General features: G+C 60.3%; 14 protein-coding genes and 2 riboswitches. Of the genes, 9 read left to right on the top strand and 5 right to left on the bottom strand.

Going from position 1 to position 16,242, the window contains the following annotated elements; genetic code table 11:
- The first annotated feature begins 51 nt into the window (after positions 1-51).
- Positions 52-636 carry a Fe-S biogenesis protein NfuA gene (gene nfuA / locus ACZZ0G_RS24820; protein ID WP_007912592.1) on the top strand — a complete coding sequence of 195 codons (585 nt, stop codon included), beginning with the start codon at positions 52-54 and terminating at the stop codon, positions 634-636.
- A 144-nt stretch (positions 637-780) separates the two neighbouring features.
- Here nfuA and cobM read toward each other — a convergent pair whose 3' ends face one another.
- The 4 genes from cobM to ACZZ0G_RS24840 all read right to left on the bottom strand — a co-directional run bounded on the left by cobM (position 781) and on the right by ACZZ0G_RS24840 (position 2,926).
- Positions 781-1,527 (bottom strand): precorrin-4 C(11)-methyltransferase, encoded by a 747-nt coding sequence (cobM, locus tag ACZZ0G_RS24825; protein WP_463557904.1) that lies wholly within the window; start codon positions 1,525-1,527, stop codon positions 781-783.
- Between the two features lie 81 nt (positions 1,528-1,608).
- Positions 1,609-2,022 carry a cobalamin biosynthesis protein gene (locus ACZZ0G_RS24830; protein WP_463557905.1) on the bottom strand — a complete coding sequence of 138 codons (414 nt, stop codon included), beginning with the start codon at positions 2,020-2,022 and terminating at the stop codon, positions 1,609-1,611.
- Positions 2,019-2,717 carry a CbtA family protein gene (locus ACZZ0G_RS24835; RefSeq protein ID WP_463557906.1) on the bottom strand — a complete coding sequence of 233 codons (699 nt, stop codon included), beginning with the start codon at positions 2,715-2,717 and terminating at the stop codon, positions 2,019-2,021. The genes ACZZ0G_RS24830 and ACZZ0G_RS24835 overlap by 4 nt, the downstream gene beginning before the upstream one ends.
- A gap of 11 nt (positions 2,718-2,728) precedes the next feature.
- Complete coding sequence (locus ACZZ0G_RS24840) at positions 2,729-2,926, bottom strand: CbtB domain-containing protein (RefSeq protein ID WP_134177522.1); 198 nt, start codon at positions 2,924-2,926, stop codon at positions 2,729-2,731.
- A gap of 124 nt (positions 2,927-3,050) precedes the next feature.
- Positions 3,051-3,272: riboswitch (cobalamin riboswitch) on the bottom strand.
- Positions 3,273-3,971: 699 nt separating this feature from the next.
- Positions 3,972-4,182: riboswitch (cobalamin riboswitch) on the top strand.
- Between the two features lie 99 nt (positions 4,183-4,281).
- Here ACZZ0G_RS24840 and cobW point away from each other — a divergent pair.
- From cobW to ACZZ0G_RS24880, 8 genes are all read left to right on the top strand, one after another.
- Entirely contained in the window at positions 4,282-5,355 is a 1,074-nt protein-coding gene (gene cobW / locus ACZZ0G_RS24845; RefSeq protein ID WP_463557907.1) for a cobalamin biosynthesis protein CobW, read from the top strand.
- Positions 5,356-5,358: 3 nt separating this feature from the next.
- A complete protein-coding gene (gene cobN / locus ACZZ0G_RS24850) occupies positions 5,359-9,207 on the top strand; it encodes a cobaltochelatase subunit CobN (RefSeq protein ID WP_463557908.1) in 3,849 nt (1,282 codons plus the stop codon).
- Positions 9,208-9,430: 223 nt separating this feature from the next.
- Positions 9,431-10,432 carry an ATP-binding protein gene (locus ACZZ0G_RS24855; RefSeq protein WP_463557909.1) on the top strand — a complete coding sequence of 334 codons (1,002 nt, stop codon included), beginning with the start codon at positions 9,431-9,433 and terminating at the stop codon, positions 10,430-10,432.
- On the top strand, positions 10,414-11,097 hold the full coding sequence (locus ACZZ0G_RS24860; RefSeq protein WP_463558892.1) for a vWA domain-containing protein: 684 nt from the start codon (positions 10,414-10,416) through the stop codon (positions 11,095-11,097). Before ACZZ0G_RS24855 ends, ACZZ0G_RS24860 begins: the two co-directional genes overlap by 19 nt.
- A gap of 174 nt (positions 11,098-11,271) precedes the next feature.
- Positions 11,272-12,918 carry a phospholipase D-like domain-containing protein gene (locus ACZZ0G_RS24865; RefSeq protein WP_463557910.1) on the top strand — a complete coding sequence of 549 codons (1,647 nt, stop codon included), beginning with the start codon at positions 11,272-11,274 and terminating at the stop codon, positions 12,916-12,918.
- Between the two features lie 286 nt (positions 12,919-13,204).
- Positions 13,205-14,764 (top strand): TerC family protein, encoded by a 1,560-nt coding sequence (locus ACZZ0G_RS24870; RefSeq protein ID WP_463557911.1) that lies wholly within the window; start codon positions 13,205-13,207, stop codon positions 14,762-14,764.
- A 400-nt stretch (positions 14,765-15,164) separates the two neighbouring features.
- Positions 15,165-15,413, top strand: coding sequence for a type II toxin-antitoxin system Phd/YefM family antitoxin (locus ACZZ0G_RS24875; protein ID WP_038368375.1), 249 nt, complete (start codon positions 15,165-15,167; stop codon positions 15,411-15,413).
- Positions 15,403-15,684, top strand: a complete 282-nt coding sequence (locus ACZZ0G_RS24880) for a type II toxin-antitoxin system RelE family toxin (protein ID WP_463557912.1) — start codon at positions 15,403-15,405, stop codon at positions 15,682-15,684. The genes ACZZ0G_RS24875 and ACZZ0G_RS24880 overlap by 11 nt, the downstream gene beginning before the upstream one ends.
- Before the next feature lie 41 nt (positions 15,685-15,725).
- On the opposite strand, the gene ACZZ0G_RS24885 is transcribed toward ACZZ0G_RS24880, so the two are convergent.
- Positions 15,726-16,193, bottom strand: coding sequence for a hypothetical protein (locus tag ACZZ0G_RS24885; protein ID WP_463557913.1), 468 nt, complete (start codon positions 16,191-16,193; stop codon positions 15,726-15,728).
- Positions 16,194-16,242 lie beyond the last annotated feature (49 nt).

A 16,242-nucleotide genomic window follows, 5' to 3' on the forward strand; every position in this document is an offset into this window, starting at 1 on the left:
GTCCGGCGCAACGATTGGCGTAAACTGCGCCCAAGCCTGCGAGGAGTTTCCATGACCGCTATTACCATTACCGACGCCGCCCACGATTACCTGGCTGATCTGCTCTCCAAGCAGAACACCCCGGGCATCGGCATCCGCGTCTTCATCACCCAGCCTGGCACCCAGTACGCCGAAACCTGCATTGCCTACTGCAAGCCGGGCGAAGAAAAACCTGAAGACACCGCGCTGGGGCTGAAAAGCTTCACCGCTTATATCGATCACTTCAGCGAAGCGTTTCTCGATGACGCCGTTGTTGACTACGCCACCGACCGCATGGGCGGCCAGCTGACCATCAAGGCGCCAAACGCCAAAGTACCGATGGTCAACGCCGACAGCCCGGTCAACGAGCGCATCAACTACTACCTGCAAACCGAAATCAACCCGGGGCTGGCCAGCCACGGCGGTCAGGTCAGCCTGATCGATGTGGTTGAAGACGGCATCGCTGTGCTGCAGTTCGGTGGCGGTTGCCAGGGCTGCGGCCAGGCGGACGTGACCCTGAAGGAAGGCATCGAGCGTACCTTGCTCGAGCGCATCCCGGAGCTGAAGGGCGTTCGCGACGTGACCGATCACACGCAGAAAGAAAACGCCTACTACTAAGGTGTTCGCTGCGAACATGAAAAACGGCGCCCCGTGAGCGCCGTTTTTTTATGCCTGAAATTCAAGAAAGCCTTCGCGAGCAGGCTCGCTCCCACATTTGATCGCATTCCCAATGTTGGAGCGAGCCTGCTCGCGAAAGGGCCTTTATGGGCGATAAAGATGCGCATGCCCGGCGCGATACAACGATGACTCGCTAAACACCTCACTGCCCAAAACCCGCCCAACCAGTATCAGCGCCGTGCGCCGAAACCCTTTGGCCTCAACCTTTTCGGCAATATCCGCCAGTGTCCCCACCACCCAGTCCTGATCCGGCCACGTCGCCCGGTGAATCACCGCAATCGGGCAATCGGCGCCGTAATGCGGCAGCAATTCCGCCAGAATCTTGTCCAGATGATTGACCCCCAGATGAATCGCCATGGTCGCGCCATGCTGTGCCAGACTGCCAAGCTCTTCGCCTGCCGGCATCGCGGTCTTGTCGGCGTAGCGGGTCAGAATCACGCTTTGTGACACGTCCGGCAGGGTCAGTTCCGCACCCAGCAACGCCGCACACGCTGCGGTGGCCGTCACGCCGGGAATGATCTCGAACGGAATATTCAGCTCGCGCAGATAACGGATCTGCTCACCGATCGCGCCATACAGACCGGGATCGCCGGAGTGTACCCGCGCCACGTCCTGGCCCTTGGCATGCGCGGTTTTGATCAGTTCGATGATCTGTTCCAGATGCAATTCGGCGCTGTTCACCACCGTTTCGGCTTGGTGGCCGTCGAGCACCGCCGCCGGCACCAGCGAACCGGCGTAGATAATCACCGGGCAGCTACGGATCAGCCGCTGGCCTTTGACGGTGATCAATTCCGGGTCGCCGGGGCCGGCGCCGATGAAGTAGACGGTCATCGTTGAATCCTGAGTAAAAGAGGGCATTACCGCGTTGCAGATGAGCAACGCTCATGATCAATAGCGGGGATTATCGGGACTTTACGCGGCGCCGGCCAATGCCAACGTGGCCTGAGCGTATTTTTGCCGGGAAATCAGCAATTTTGCCGGGGCCTGAATCAGCTGTTCGGCGAGGGCCAGAGCGGCACTTTCGGCGACGCCGTAGCAACCGGTGCGTTCGTAGGCGATCTGCGAATGGTGACTGAGCCGTTGCTGGTAACTGGCCAATTCTTCACTGCTGAAGTACAGCAAGGGCAAGGCCAGTTGTGCAGCAAGTTCCTGCAGGCCCGGCTCGTCGCGCTTCAAGTCGATACTGGCCAAGGCCTTGACCGCTTCAAGGTCGATGCGATGTGCCTGTAGCGCCTGATCGAGTAGCGCACGCAACGTGGTGGCCGGGCAACCGCGCTGGCAGCCCAGGCCGACCACGAAGGTCGGCGCTGCGCGGTCATTGGTCATGCGTGGTATTGACCATCGCTTTTGCGGCGGAACAACCAGGCGCTGATCAGGCCCAAGGCCAGCCAGAACGCTACGTTGGTTAACTGCGAAGCAATTTTGAACTGAGCTTCCAATGCCTCGGGGGCGAGCATCGAATGCACTTCCGGCTGCGGTGCGCCGATCACGTGGGGCACAGCGAGGATGGCCACACCGAGGATCTTCATCAACCAGTGACGGCTGAACGCGATCAGCGACAGACCGACAGCGGTCGACGCGGCAGTGCCAATCCACCAGATTTGTCGTGAGGCCAGATCAGCGGCGGCAGTGCCCGGCAATTCAGGTGGCAGGCCCATCGTCGGTGCCAGTACGAATGTCGCATAACCGGCCAGACCCCAGAGCAGACCTTGCGAGGTTTTGGTCGGCGCACGCAGGGTGTAGAGGCCTGCGAGCATCAGGGCGAAACCGACGGCTACGACCAGATTGCCGCCCGTGGTCGAGACGACACGCTGCCAGCCGTCTTCCGGTTCCCAGGCTTCGGCATCGTGGGTGTGTGCAGCGGCGCCGGCGGCGTGTTCGTGAACCGCCACCGGCTCGGACTTCTCAAAGGTTTCCGCTTGCAGAATCAGCGGCGAAACCCAGAAGCTTTGCAGCAGGGTGAGGAGCAGGGCGGCCAGCAGGCCGGTGAAACCTGCGGTTTGCGCAATACGCTTGATCATGTCGGCAGGTCTCAGTGGCACGGGAACGCGGCGCTGTGGCGGGTATCGTGGGCGGCGTTGTGTACCGCTTCGATGTGCGAGAAACCGGCGAAGTAGACCAGGCTGGCGCCGAGAATCGACGCGAAGATCGCGGCGCTCAGGCGTTGGCTCAGGGTGGTGGTGCTGGAAATTTTGTCCGTGTTGCTGCCGGTGCTGCTGATGATCGACATGGCGCTTCCCTCTGGAGTGTCAGCGGGTGATATAGAGCGCATGAAAACCCCTGCGGGTCGGGCTCGCAGAGGTTCGAACAGCGCCCGCCCACCGCGGGTTTGTTATGTTCAGCACCGCACAAATGCGGGCTGTGTGTTGCGGGCCGGTCTCCGGGCTCACGAGGGGTTGGCGTCAGGCCGACCTGCAAGCGTCACCTTCCCATGCCGCACGGGCACAGTGGTTTTGACGCTTCGCTCGCTTACCGTTGCGGGGGCAGCACCGGACTGACATGGGCTTGAGTAAAGCACATGATTCACCGGTTTCCCGTTTCACCCTGTGAAGGGCACCCGTAACAAGGTGTGTAGGAGAGCATGGGTTGGGGATTTTAGTCAATTTTGTGGGTGGATCCGTTGCTGCGGGTGTTGCTGGTTACGGTCCGCCCTTGCGGCGGGTCACTTTTGGCAAACGCCCCCAAAAAAAGTAACCCAAAGGTCTTCGCCCTGACGTTCGGCCCGATCGCTGGGGCTCGGGGTTCCTTCGCTGCGGGATCGATCCCTCCACTCAGCCTTCCGATGTCGCCTGTGGATCAAGATCAAGAGCAGGCGAGCTGACACTCGGCCTATTGAGTGGTGAAGAGCGCGGGTGTTCGGCTTTTGATTTGCGTTGTTGCAGCCCCTCACCCCAGCCCTCTCCCGAGGGAGAGGGAGCCGATGGTGGGCCTTTCAGAATCTGAGTTCGACTCGGTATCCCAATTCGGCGTATCTCTTCCATTCCACGCGGTCAGTCCCCTCTCCCTCCGGGAGAGGGCTAGGATGAGGGGCTTTTGATCTGGCCTTTGATCTTGCTTTGGCTTTTGATTTTTTGCCCCTTCGGATGGACACCGTAGCGAGGGAACACTGAGCCTCAGCGAAGTGCCGTACGCCGGGGCAAAGCCTTTTGGTTCCTTTTTGGCGTTTGAAAAAGGGACTCGCTGTAAGAGCGAAACCGCCAGCGGCAGCACCCGCAGCAACGGATATGCCCCCAAAACCAAAGCTCAACGCCCATTGACCCACCCTTAGACGATGCGTAGCCTTGCGCTTTCGAGGTTCTTCGGCCGTTGCCGAAGCTAAGAAGGGAACGCGGTCAATGCCGCGGCTGCCCCCGCAACTGTGAACGGTGATGTTCGCTGCCACGCCACTGCCAGCTCAAACGATGAGCCAGCGGGAAGGCGCAGCAAACGCCAGGCCCACGCCTGAACACCGTCAGCCAGGAGACCTGCCTCGTCACAGATTCTCACTACAACCGGGCGGGGTGATCCGGTGGCGAACGCTTCCGGCGCGCACGCGCGATGCCGGTTCTCGTCCCGTATGCCCGCCGCTTGCCAAAGGGCATACCGATGAAAACACTGGCCAAACTTCCCGTCACCATCGTCACCGGCTTCCTCGGCTCGGGCAAGACCACGCTGCTGCGACACATGCTCGACAACGCTCAGGGCCGCCGCATTGCGGTGATCGTCAACGAGTTTGGCGAGTTGGGCATCGACGGTGAAATCCTCAAACAATGCACCATCGGTTGTACCGAAGAAGAAGCCACCGGCCGCGTTTACGAACTGGCCAACGGCTGCCTGTGCTGCACCGTTCAGGAAGAGTTCTTCCCGGTGATGCGCGAACTGGTTGCCCGTCGCGGCGACCTCGACCACATCCTCATCGAAACCTCGGGTCTGGCCCTGCCAAAACCACTGGTGCAAGCCTTCCAGTGGCCGGAAATCCGCAGCGCCTGCACCGTTGACGCGGTGATCACCGTGGTCGACAGCCCGGCCGTGGCCGCCGGCACCTTCGCCGCATCCCCGGATCAAGTCGACGCGCAGCGCAAACTCGACCCGAACCTCGACCACGAATCGCCGCTGCACGAATTGTTTGCCGACCAACTGGCCAGCGCCGACCTCGTCATCCTCAACAAGGCCGACCAGACCAGCCCGGAAGACCTCGCTCGCGTTCGCGCAGAAGTCGCCGAAGAGCTGCCGCCCGCCGTCAAAATCATCGAAGCCAGCAACGGTCGTCTTCCGCTGGACGTGTTGATCGGCCTCGGCGTCGGTTCCGAAGAACACATCGACAGCCGTCACAGCCATCATGATCACCACCATGGTGAAGGCGATGACGATCACGATGACCACGATCACGACGCTTTCGATTCGATCTCCATCGAACTGCCGCAAGCTGACGAAAGCTTGCTGCTCGACGCGCTGACGCAACTGGTGGTTCAGCACGGCATCCTCCGTGTCAAAGGTTTCGCTGCCATCCCGAACAAGCCGATGCGCCTGTTGATCCAAGGCGTCGGCACGCGTTTCGACAAGCATTTCGACCGTCAGTGGGGCGCCGATGAGGCGCGCGTGACGCGTCTGGTGTTGATCGGTCAGGAACTCGACGCGGCGCAACTCGAAGCGCAACTGCGCGCCGCGCTCAGCGTTTAAACCATGCACCTGCTCAGGACTCAGCCCGGCGGATTCGTCTCGGATGACAACATTGCCGACCTTGGCCAAACCCCTGCCGAGCTGGTGATCCTGTGCAGCGGCGACTCTAGCCTGGCGCTGCTCGCTGAAGCCGCGCAGCAGTTGCCCGAGGATTATCCGAGCCTACGCCTGGCCAATCCGATGCAAGTGCAGAATCACGCCTCGGTCGATCTGTACGTCGATGAAGTGCTGCGTCATGCCAAGGTGATCCTGATTTCGCTGCATGGCGGCATTGCCTACTGGCGCTATGGCGTCGAGCGGCTGGTCGAGCTGTCCGAGCGCGGTGTGCAGGTGATTCTGGTACCGGGCGATGACCGGCCGGATCCGGAGCTCAGCGACTTGAGCACCGTCAACGCCGAAGATCGCGACCGCCTCTGGCAGTTCTTGCGGCAGGGCGGCCTGGGTAATGCGCTGGATTTTTTCCGCTGCCTGGCTGATCGTTGGCTCGCCCGCGATTACGCCTGGGAAGAACCGCAAACCCTGCCGCGCACGGCGATTTACCATCCGAACAAAACCACTGCGGCACTGAGTGACTGGCAAGCCGAATGGCTGCCGGAAAACCCGGTTGCGGCGGTGCTGTTTTACCGCTCGCATCTGCAGGCGGCTAACACTGCTTTTATCGATGTTTTCTGCCAGCGCTTGCAGGCGGCGGGGCTTAATCCGTTGCCGATCGCGGTGGCCAGTTTGAAAGAGCCCGGCTGCCTGACGGTGGTCGAGGATTGGCTGGATGAAGTCGAGGCGGGGGTGATTCTCAACACCACCGGATTCGCTCAGTCCAGCCCCGAAGCGCCGCATCTGCGGCCGTTTCGCCGCAATATTCCGGTGATTCAGGCGATCTGCGCGCAGGACAACGAACCCGGCTGGCGCGACAGCGAGCAGGGCCTTGGCCCGCGCGATCTGGCGATGCACATTGCTTTGCCGGAACTCGACGGGCGCATCATCAGTCGGCCGATCAGTTTCAAGGATCTGGCCTGGCGCAGTGAGCGCAGTCAGTCCGATGTGGTCTGCTACCGCGCGCAACCCGAGCGCATGGATTTTGTCGCTGAACTGGCGCGGCGCTGGATCGATCTGGCGCGAGTACCGAATGGCGAAAAACGCATTGCGCTGATCCTCGCCAACTACCCGACCCGCGACGGACGCATCGGCAACGGTGTCGGCCTCGACACGCCAGCGGCGGCGCTGAATATTCTTCGCGCGTTGCAGGCTGAGGGCTATCCGCTCACCGCTGAACTGCCAAATAGTGGCACCGAGCTGATCCAGCAGTTGCTCGGTGGCGTCAGCAACGATCTCGACACGATTGATCTGCGTCCGTGCCAGCAAAGCCTGGCGATGGACGCTTACCTGACGATGTTCAACGCGCTGCCCGAAGCTAATCGCAGCGCTGTGGTTGAACGCTGGGGCGCGCCGCAAAACGATCCAATGTGCCGCGACGGGCGCATGATGATCGCCGGCATTCGCTTCGGCCTGACCTTTGTCGGCATTCAACCGGCGCGTGGTTATCAGGTAGACCCGAGTGCGGTCTATCACGACCCGGATCTGGTGCCGCCGCACGGCTGTCTGGCGTTCTATTTCTGGTTGCGCAACACCTACGGCGCCCACGGCGTGATTCACGTTGGCAAACACGGCAACCTTGAATGGCTGCCGGGCAAAGGTGTGGGCCTTTCGGAAAACTGCTGGCCGGATGTGCTGCTAGGGCCGCTGCCGAACATCTATCCGTTCATCGTCAACGACCCGGGTGAGGGCGCCCAGGCCAAACGACGCACGCAAGCGGTGATCATCGATCACCTGATGCCGCCGCTGACCCGCGCCGAAACCTACGGGCCGTTGCGCAATCTGGAATTGCTGGCTGACGAGTATTACGAAGCGCAGTTGCTCGATCCGCGCCGTGCCCGCGAGTTGCAGCGCGACATTCTGCAATTGGTCCGCGAGACGCAGATCGACCGTGAACTGCAACTCGATGCCGGGATGGACAGCGACGCTGATGCGGCGATCTGGCTGCCGCGTCTCGATACCTATTTGTGTGATCTGAAGGAATCGCAGATTCGCGATGGCTTGCATATTTTCGGCGAGTCACCGACCGGACGTTTGCGCATTGATACGTTGCTGGCGCTACTGCGCATTCCACGCGGAGACGGGAAGGGCGCGCAATCGAGCCTGCTGCGCGCGCTGGCCAAAGGGTTCGAGCTGGGGTTCGATCCACTCGATTGCGCGTTGGCCGAGCCATGGACAGGCCCGTGCCCGGCAGAGCTGCAATCGCAAAGCGAGGAAAGCTGGCGCACCGCTGGCGACACCCGCGAACGCCTCGAACTGTTTGCCACTGAACTGATCTGCGCATCCCTACAAATTCCCTATGGGAGCGAGCCTGCTCGCGAAAGCGTCGTGTCAGTCGCTAAAGATTTACCTGACCCACCGCTTTCGCGAGCAGGCTCGCTCCCACAGGGGCCGGCGTGGGCTGAAGTCAGTGCAATCATTGACCACCTGCGCGAAGTCGTCGCCCCACGCCTCGATGCTTGCGGCCCTGCCGAAATGCGCGGCCTGCTCGACGCCCTCAGCGGCCGTTTCGTCCCCGCCGGCCCGAGCGGCGCGCCCAGCCGTGGTCGCCTCGACGTGTTACCGACCGGCCGCAATTTCTATTCCGTGGACGTGCGCAACCTGCCGACCACCACCGCGTGGCGCATCGGTTTCCAGTCAGCAGCGTTGATTCTCGAACGCCATCTCCAGGACCACGGCGATCACCTGCGCCAACTCGGTTTATCGGTCTGGGGCACGGCAACCATGCGCACCGGTGGCGACGACATTGCCCAAGCGATGGCATTGATGGGCGTCCGCCCGGTGTGGGCCACTGGCAGTCAGCGTGTCGACGATTTCGAGATTCTGCCGCTGAGCCTGCTCGACCGCCCGCGCGTCGATGTCACGTTGCGGGTTTCCGGATTTTTCCGCGATGCGTTCGCCAATCTGATTCGCCTGTTCGATGCGGCAGTGCAGGCAGTGGCAGCGCTGGACGAACCGGACGATCTCAATCCGTTGGCCGCCAAAGTGCGTGCCGAGCGCGAGGCACTGTTGCAGTCGGGCGTCGATGAGGACACCGCACGGCGTCAGGCCGGTTGGCGGATCTTCGGCGCCAAACCCGGTGCCTATGGCGCAGGCGTGCAGGTCGCGATCGATGGCCGTTTGTGGCAAAGCCGCGACGATCTGGCCGAGGTGTATCTGAACTGGGGCGCTTACGCGTATGGCGGATCCGACGAAGGCACCGCGGCGCGCGAGCAGTTCGTCCAGCGCCTGAGTCAGGTGCAAGCGGTGCTGCAGAATCAGGACAACCGTGAGCACGACTTGCTTGATTCCAACGACTATTACCAGTTCCAGGGCGGCATGCTTGCTGCCGTGGAAACCCTGCGCGGCGAGGCGGCGGCCAGTTATCACGGCGATCACAGCCAACCGGATCTGCCGAAGATTCGCACCTTGAAAGAAGAGCTGAACCGGGTGATTCGCTCGCGCGCGGCCAATCCGAAATGGATCGACGGGGTTAAGCGTCACGGCTATAAAGGCGCCTTCGAAATGGCCGCGACGGTGGACAATTTGTTCGCGTTCGATGCCACGACGCAGTTGATCGATGATCATCAATACGCGTTGCTTGCCGATGCTTATCTGCTCGATCCGGCGACCCGGGAGTTTGTTCGTGAGCACAATCCGCATGCGCTGCGGGATATGACCGAGCGCATGCTGGAAGCGCAACAGCGCGGGATGTGGCAGGAGCCGGGGGCTTATAAAGAGGCGTTGGAGAATCTGTTGTTGGACATAGAAGAAGATGTGTAGCCGGTTAAAGGCTACCCTCACCCCAGCCCTCTCCCGGAGGGAGAGGGCGCCGATTTGTGTTGGCTATGGGGCCTGAGTTCAACTCGATAATTCAGGTCGGCGCAACTTGCAAGAACAACTCGGTCAGTTCCCTCTCCCTCCGGGAGAGGGCTAGGGTGAGGGCCAACCCAACTGACACACCACAACGCCAAGAACACCAATGACCACGACAGAGAAAACCCAAATGACCGACACCCCGCATTTCCCGCTTTCCGCCGTGGTCGGCGCCGATGACCTGAAACTCGCCCTGTGCCTCACCGCCATCGACCCGAAAATCGGCGGCGTGCTGATTGAAGGTCCGCGCGGCATGGCCAAATCCACCTTGGCCCGTGGCCTGGCCGATCTGCTCGCCAGCGGTCAATTCGTCACCTTGCCGTTGGGCGCTACCGAAGAACGTCTGGTCGGCACCCTCGACCTCGACGCTGCCCTCAGCGAGGGGCGCGCGCAGTTTTCGCCGGGCGTGCTGGCCAAGGCCGACGGCGGCGTGCTCTACGTCGATGAGGTCAATTTGCTGCCGGATCACCTGGTGGATCTGCTGCTCGATGTCGCCGCCAGCGGCACCAATCTGATTGAGCGCGACGGTATTTCCCATCGGCATTCGGCGAAGTTCGTGTTGATCGGCACCATGAACCCGGAAGAGGGCGAGTTGCGTCCGCAGTTGCTCGATCGCTTCGGCCTGAACGTCGCCCTCAGTGGCCACACGGCACCAACGGAACGCGGGCAGATCATTCGTCGGCGTCTGGATTTCGACAGCGATCCGCAAGCATTCTGCGCGCAGTGGCAAACCGAGCAACAAAGTCTGCGCGCGCGTTGCGAACACGCTCGCGGCGCCCTGGCCAATATTGCCCTGGACGACGCGGCACTGGCGCAGATCACCGAGCGTTGTTTTGCCGCCGGCGTCGATGGCCTGCGTGCCGACCTGGTCTGGTTGCGTGCGGCGCGTGCCCACGCGGCATGGCGCGGGGCTGAGGTGATTGGCGATGAAGACATCGACGCCGTGGCCGATTTTGCCCTGCGCCATCGTCGCCGTGAACAAGCGCCGTCGAGCCCGCAACAACCGACTCAGGCGCCAGCCGAGGCTCAGACCACGCCGAGTGAAGGCCAGGGCCAGTGGGGCGATATGCCGGCGCCCGCACTTGCCACCGGCGCGCGCCGCGAAGTGCCGAGCTGGCCAAAAAAGCCTTAGGCATTCGCCCCCGATCCGATGCGGGGGCGAATGCCAGACCCCGCGCCGGGCGGCTGGACAACGGACACCAAGGCAAGCGCCATACTGCCCTCAGCGGCACGGTGAACTGGCCGGGCACGTTGCTCAACGGGCGTCCGCGGCTGCGTGAAGATCTGCTGTTCCAACTGCGCACGCGCTCGCCGCATGAACTGTGGCTGGTCATCGTCGATGCGTCGGCCTCGACGCGGCGTCATCACGCGTTGAGCGATGCCAAAGGCCTGCTCGCGCAACTGTTCGACGACGCTTACCGTCAACGGGCGCGACTGGCTTTGCTGACGGCCAGTGGTTCGGCGCCGAAATGGCAGGTGCAAGGTTTGAAAGCGTCCAGTGGCTTGCGGATCTGGCTTGAGGCTTTGGGTGCCGGCGGCGGCACGCCGTTGCTGGCGGCGCTGGGGCAGGCAGAGCAATGGCTGACGGTGCGGCGCAAACGGTTTCCCGCTGAACAGCAAAGGCTGCTGGTGGTGACCGATGGGCGTTTGAAACAGTGGTCGGGGTTGCCGGCGCTGGGGTGTCCGGGGTTGTTGATCGATATTGAGCGTGGGCCGATTCGGTTGGGGCGGGCGCGGGATCTGGCTTCAACATTGAGTGCAGAGTATCGACATATTGATGAGCTGATTTCTCTCTAACCTTTTCGGCGATTGTTCGACCGTCTTCGCGAGCAGGCTCGCTCCCACCCTGGAATGCGTTCAACTGTGGGAGCGAGCCTGCTCGCGAAGGCATCAACTCGGTACCCGATCAGGAACACCAAAACCCGCATCCCTGCTCTATGCTGCACCCAGCCCAATCACAAGGAGTGAGCGATGCGCGTACTGGTCAAAAATCCTCAGGACGACTTCCGCGTCAGAGCCTACGCCGGCACCAACGGCGTGCTACTGGCCATGGACCTGGCCGAACCCCGACGCAAAGGCCTGCTGGGATTTGCCATCGAAAAGCAGCAGGGCGCCAAACCCTGGTTGTTCCTGTTCAACAGCCTGACCTTCCCGAATAAGCCTCACACCTTTCCCCAGTTCCACGCCACCCCAAGCAATACCGCGCCGCTGCAAAAATTTCGCTGGGCCGATTACGCGGTGAATCCGGGCATGACCCTTCACTATCGTGTGCATCTGGCCTACGGCACTGCGGAGGCCGTGCAACTGGGCGAGGCGCTGCAGCTGACGATTACCTCCGATGACGGTCAGCCAAGCAATCAAAGCGTGATATTCAATCGTGCTGTCGCCGCCAGTCAGGCGTTCCAGCGCAAGTTTCCCGATCTGGACGCACTGATCAGCGCCAATAGAAACATGCCCATCGAAGCCTGGCCCGATACGGCCCGTCAGTGGCTGGAAAACGGCTTGCTCGGGCGCTTGCTGGGTTTTATCGAGCGTGCCGTCGATGAGCAATGGGCGCTGGATATCGCCATCTATGAATACCAATTGCAGGCAATTGTCGATGCGGTGAACGCAGCGTTTGCGCGTGGCGTGAAGGTGCGGGTTCTGTATCACGCCCGGGTAGATGATGAAGACACCACAATCAACGAAGCGAGCCTGGCGGCACTGCCTGCGGCGAGCAAACGCGGGCGAGTGACCCACAATATCTTTCACAACAAATTCATGGTCCTCAGCCGCATCGGCGTCAGTGGCGAGCATCAGCCTGAGGCGGTTCTGTGTGGCAGCACCAATTTCACCGCCAACGGGGTCTACCGGCAGGCCAACGTGGTGCATGTGCTGGACGATGAATCGATCGCCGCGAGTTATCTGCAGACGTTCGAGCAGATCTGGGCGTGGCCGGACGACGTCGGTGCAACCCGTGACTGGATCACCGAACACAATCCGATGAATCCGCAGCAGCCGTTATTTACCGGGTTTTCACCGCGTACTGGTGGGGCCGATCTGCAAGAATTCGTGCGGATCATCAGTGCTGCAAAAAAAGATCTGCTGTTCGTCACGGCGTTCTCGCTGCCGGACGCGATTCTTAACGCGTTACTCGGCGAGCCCCACGACGACATTCTGCGTTATGGCCTGCAAAACACCGCCAGCCGCATTACCGGGTTCCACGCCGACCGCAGCGCCGAATTCGCCGCCACCGCACTGCTCAATACCGGTCTGGAAGGCTGGTTGCGCGAGAACATGAAAGGCCAGAAGGGCAATCTGCTGGTGCACACCAAAGCCGTAGTTACCGACTTCACCACCGATTCGCCGACGATCATCAGCGGCAGCCACAACCTCAGCGCTTCGGCCAGTAACGGCAATGATGAGAACTACCTGATCATTCGCGGCGATACCGAACTGGCGGATCGTTACGGGCTAGAGCTACTGCGGTTTTATGAGCATTACCGGTTTCGCTATTTCGCGAAGAAACTGGCATTGAAGCAGGTGAGTCCGTTGGCGGTGGGCGACAGTTGGACCAACGATTACTACATCGAAGGAGATTTGCGCCAGTTGTCCCGGCTGCGCTTTGCCGGACGCTGACACTGCCCTGTAGAAGCTTTTACAGATTTTGAAATGATTTGCCTCTGTAGGAAATGTTCCCAAAGACTGTACGCTCCAAGGCCATTTTTCATTCAGGATTTGCATGAACACCCTTTCGGAGCCTCCCAGTCGCACCTTCCCCTCGCGCCATGGCGCGGTCTTGACGCACTCGCAGCATCCGGTTTTTCGACACCCGACTATCGTAGATAACGCGGCCCCAGAGCCTTTGCGTTGCGCCTTGCCGTGTCCGGCAGCCTGACTTAACCGAGAGAGATAGAGACGTTTTATGGAATGGTTAGCGGATCCCACGGCCTGGTTAGGCTTGTTGACATTGATCGTGCTGGAACTGGTGCTGGGTATCGACAACCTGGTGTTCATCGCAATTCTGGCGGACAAACTGCCACCGCATCAGCGTGACCGCGCGCGAATTATCGGCCTGTCGCTGGCGTTGATCATGCGTCTTGGCCTGTTGGCGAGTATCTCCTGGCTGGTGACGTTGACTCAGCCATTGTTCGAGGTGTTCGACAAGAGCTTCTCCGGCCGCGACCTGATCATGCTGTTCGGTGGTGTGTTCCTGCTGTTCAAGGCCACCATGGAATTGCACGAGCGCCTTGAAGGCCACATCGGTGAACGCACGACCAACGCCGCGTATGCAATGTTCTGGCCGATCGTTGCGCAGATCGTGGTGCTCGACGCAGTGTTCTCCCTCGATGCGGTGATCACCGCCGTGGGCATGGTCGATGAACTGGCGGTGATGATGATCGCGGTGATCATCTCGATCGGCTTGATGATCTTCGCCAGCAAGCCGCTGACGCGCTTCGTCAACGCGCACCCGACGGTGATCATGCTGTGTCTGGGCTTCCTGATGATGATCGGTTTTGCCCTGACGGCCGAAGGTCTGGGCTTCCACATTCCGAAAGGCTATCTGTATGCCGCCATTGGTTTCTCGATTCTGATCGAGGTGTTCAACCAGATCGCCCGGGCGCGGCGCAAGCGCTCGATGCAAGGGCTGCGGCCGATGCGCGAGCGAACAGCTCACGCAGTCATGCGCTTGCTGGGCGGGCGCAAACTGGCGGTGGAAGAGGTTGGCGAGGAAATCTCCGATCTGCTCGACGACGGTGACGCGCCAAATGCCGAGCTGTTCGATCGTCGCGAACGGGTGATGATCAGCGGTGTGTTGCAACTGGCCGAGCGCCCGATTCGCGGGCTGATGACCGTGCGCGCCGATGTCGACACGATTGATCTGGCCGATGATCGCGAGGCGATTCGTACCCGTTTGATGCACTCGTCCTACTCGCGTCTGCCGTTGATTCGCAACGGTGCGGTGGATGAGCCTTTGGGCTTCGTGCACAAGAAGGAATTGCTCAAGGAATATCTGGCCGGCACCGAGCCGAACCTGGAACATTTGGCGCGCAAGACCATCAACCTGCTCGACGGTTATTCGATCCTCAATGCGCTGGAGCAGATGCGCGCTGCCTCGACGCACATTGCTTTTGTGGTCAACGAATTCGGTGATTTCGTCGGCGTATTGACCATGACCGACATCCTCGAATCGATTGCCGGCGAGCTGCCGGATGCCAGCGAAGTCGAAGGCCCCGATGTGATCGAGGAGCAGGACGGGTTTATGGTCAGCGGCGCGTTGAACCTTGCGCGTGTGCGCCAACGCACCGGGTTCGGCGCCGAAGCGACCGAGGATTATCAGACCATGGCCGGGTTGGTGATGAGCCTGCTCGACCGCTTGCCGGTCATCGGTGATCGTCTGGAGCTTGAAGGCTGGCAGATGACGGTCAAAGCGGTGGAGGAGCGGCGGGTGACGCGGGTGCTTTTGGAGCGCGCGCCAGCGTAATCCTGGAGTTCTCTACTAACTGTGCGGGCCTCTTCGCGAGCAGGCTCGCTCCCACACTGGAACGCGTTGCAAAATGTGGGAGCGAGCCTGCTCGCGAATGCTTTGTGTCGGGCGCCGCAGTACTCAATGATGGAAGATATAGCGATCCCTCCCTGTATGCTTTGACGCCTATAACGCTCTATCCACCTTGATCAGCGCCTGAGGCAAGGAGCACGGGCTGTCAGAAAGCTAGGAGTCGCATCGAAACGGAGAAATTGCTCCCACCAAAGTGCGGGAAACGTCTGACGGGTAATGCGGAAACGTCGGGAAAAGTGGCGTGCTATTGTCAAATGCACTGAAGTTAAGAGCTTCAGAGGGTGCTATTTTAAGTGCTACTAAAAGTACTTCAGGAAGCACCTTAATGGCACACATCGTTCTTTCCCACGTAGTAGCGAGTATTTCCGAATTGAAAAAAAATCCGATGGGCACTGTGGCTGCCGGAGGCGGGCGGTCCGTAGCAATTCTCAACCGAAATGAACCAGCGTTTTATTGCGTACCTGCCAAAGAGTACGAGGCAATGATGACGCGTCTTGATGATCTGGAGTTGATCGCGCTTTGCAAGGAGCGAGAAAACGACCCCACCATCAAGGTCTCAATAGATGACCTATGAGCTGGAGTTTTCTGAAAAGGCCTGGAAAGAATGGGAGAAACTTGGCGCAGGTCTACGAGATCAGTTCAAGAAAAAACTAGCGGATCGGCTGCTTAATCCCCATGTACCGGCGGATCGGCTCAAAGGCCTTGGTAATGCATACAAAATTAAGCTGCGAAGCGCCGGCTATCGGATGGTATATCGCGTCAAGGATGAAGTCTTGGTGGTCGCGGTGACAGCCGTTGGCAAGCGAGCGCGAGGCGAAATCTATACAGAGGCTGCCAAGCGCTGAAATACATTTCCAAAGGACGCCCGTTGCCTGAAACGCTGGATTTATCCCCTTGCACTGAACAGGGATCTCCACCACGCCACGATTCGCTCAAGAATGTTTTTCGGTTCTCTAGTCTCCAGACTCAGTAGCACCAGACTGCCAAATTGCGCGGCGGCGACGCCGATTGCTCCGTCTGTCTGCAGTCTGACCGTGGCTCCGGTCGTGCCGGCTGGCGCGAGGATCCAGTCGGTTCGCACTTGCCAGTTTGGATCGTCCGTCAGCGCCAACTCAAGTTCGTCGCCAGCAGGATGTAGCGTCAATATCACGCGAGCCGTGGAGCCGGACGCAGTCTTCATTCTGGCAGACAGCGCATACTCTTCGGCTGCAGATGGGAAAATGACGTCCTGACGGATGTATCCGGGTGAAGTGATCTTGCAGTCATCCTCGTTGAATTTCACGTGCTCTGGATGGCTCACTGACCAGTCTTTTTCGCCTTCGTAGAACTCGCCATTCCTGATCAAATTCGTCATGTCCTATCCCTCCCTGAGACTTTTTGGTTAACCCGGCTTCGGAACCTTC

The sequence above is a fragment of the Pseudomonas sp. AC169 genome, from assembly GCF_979258515.1.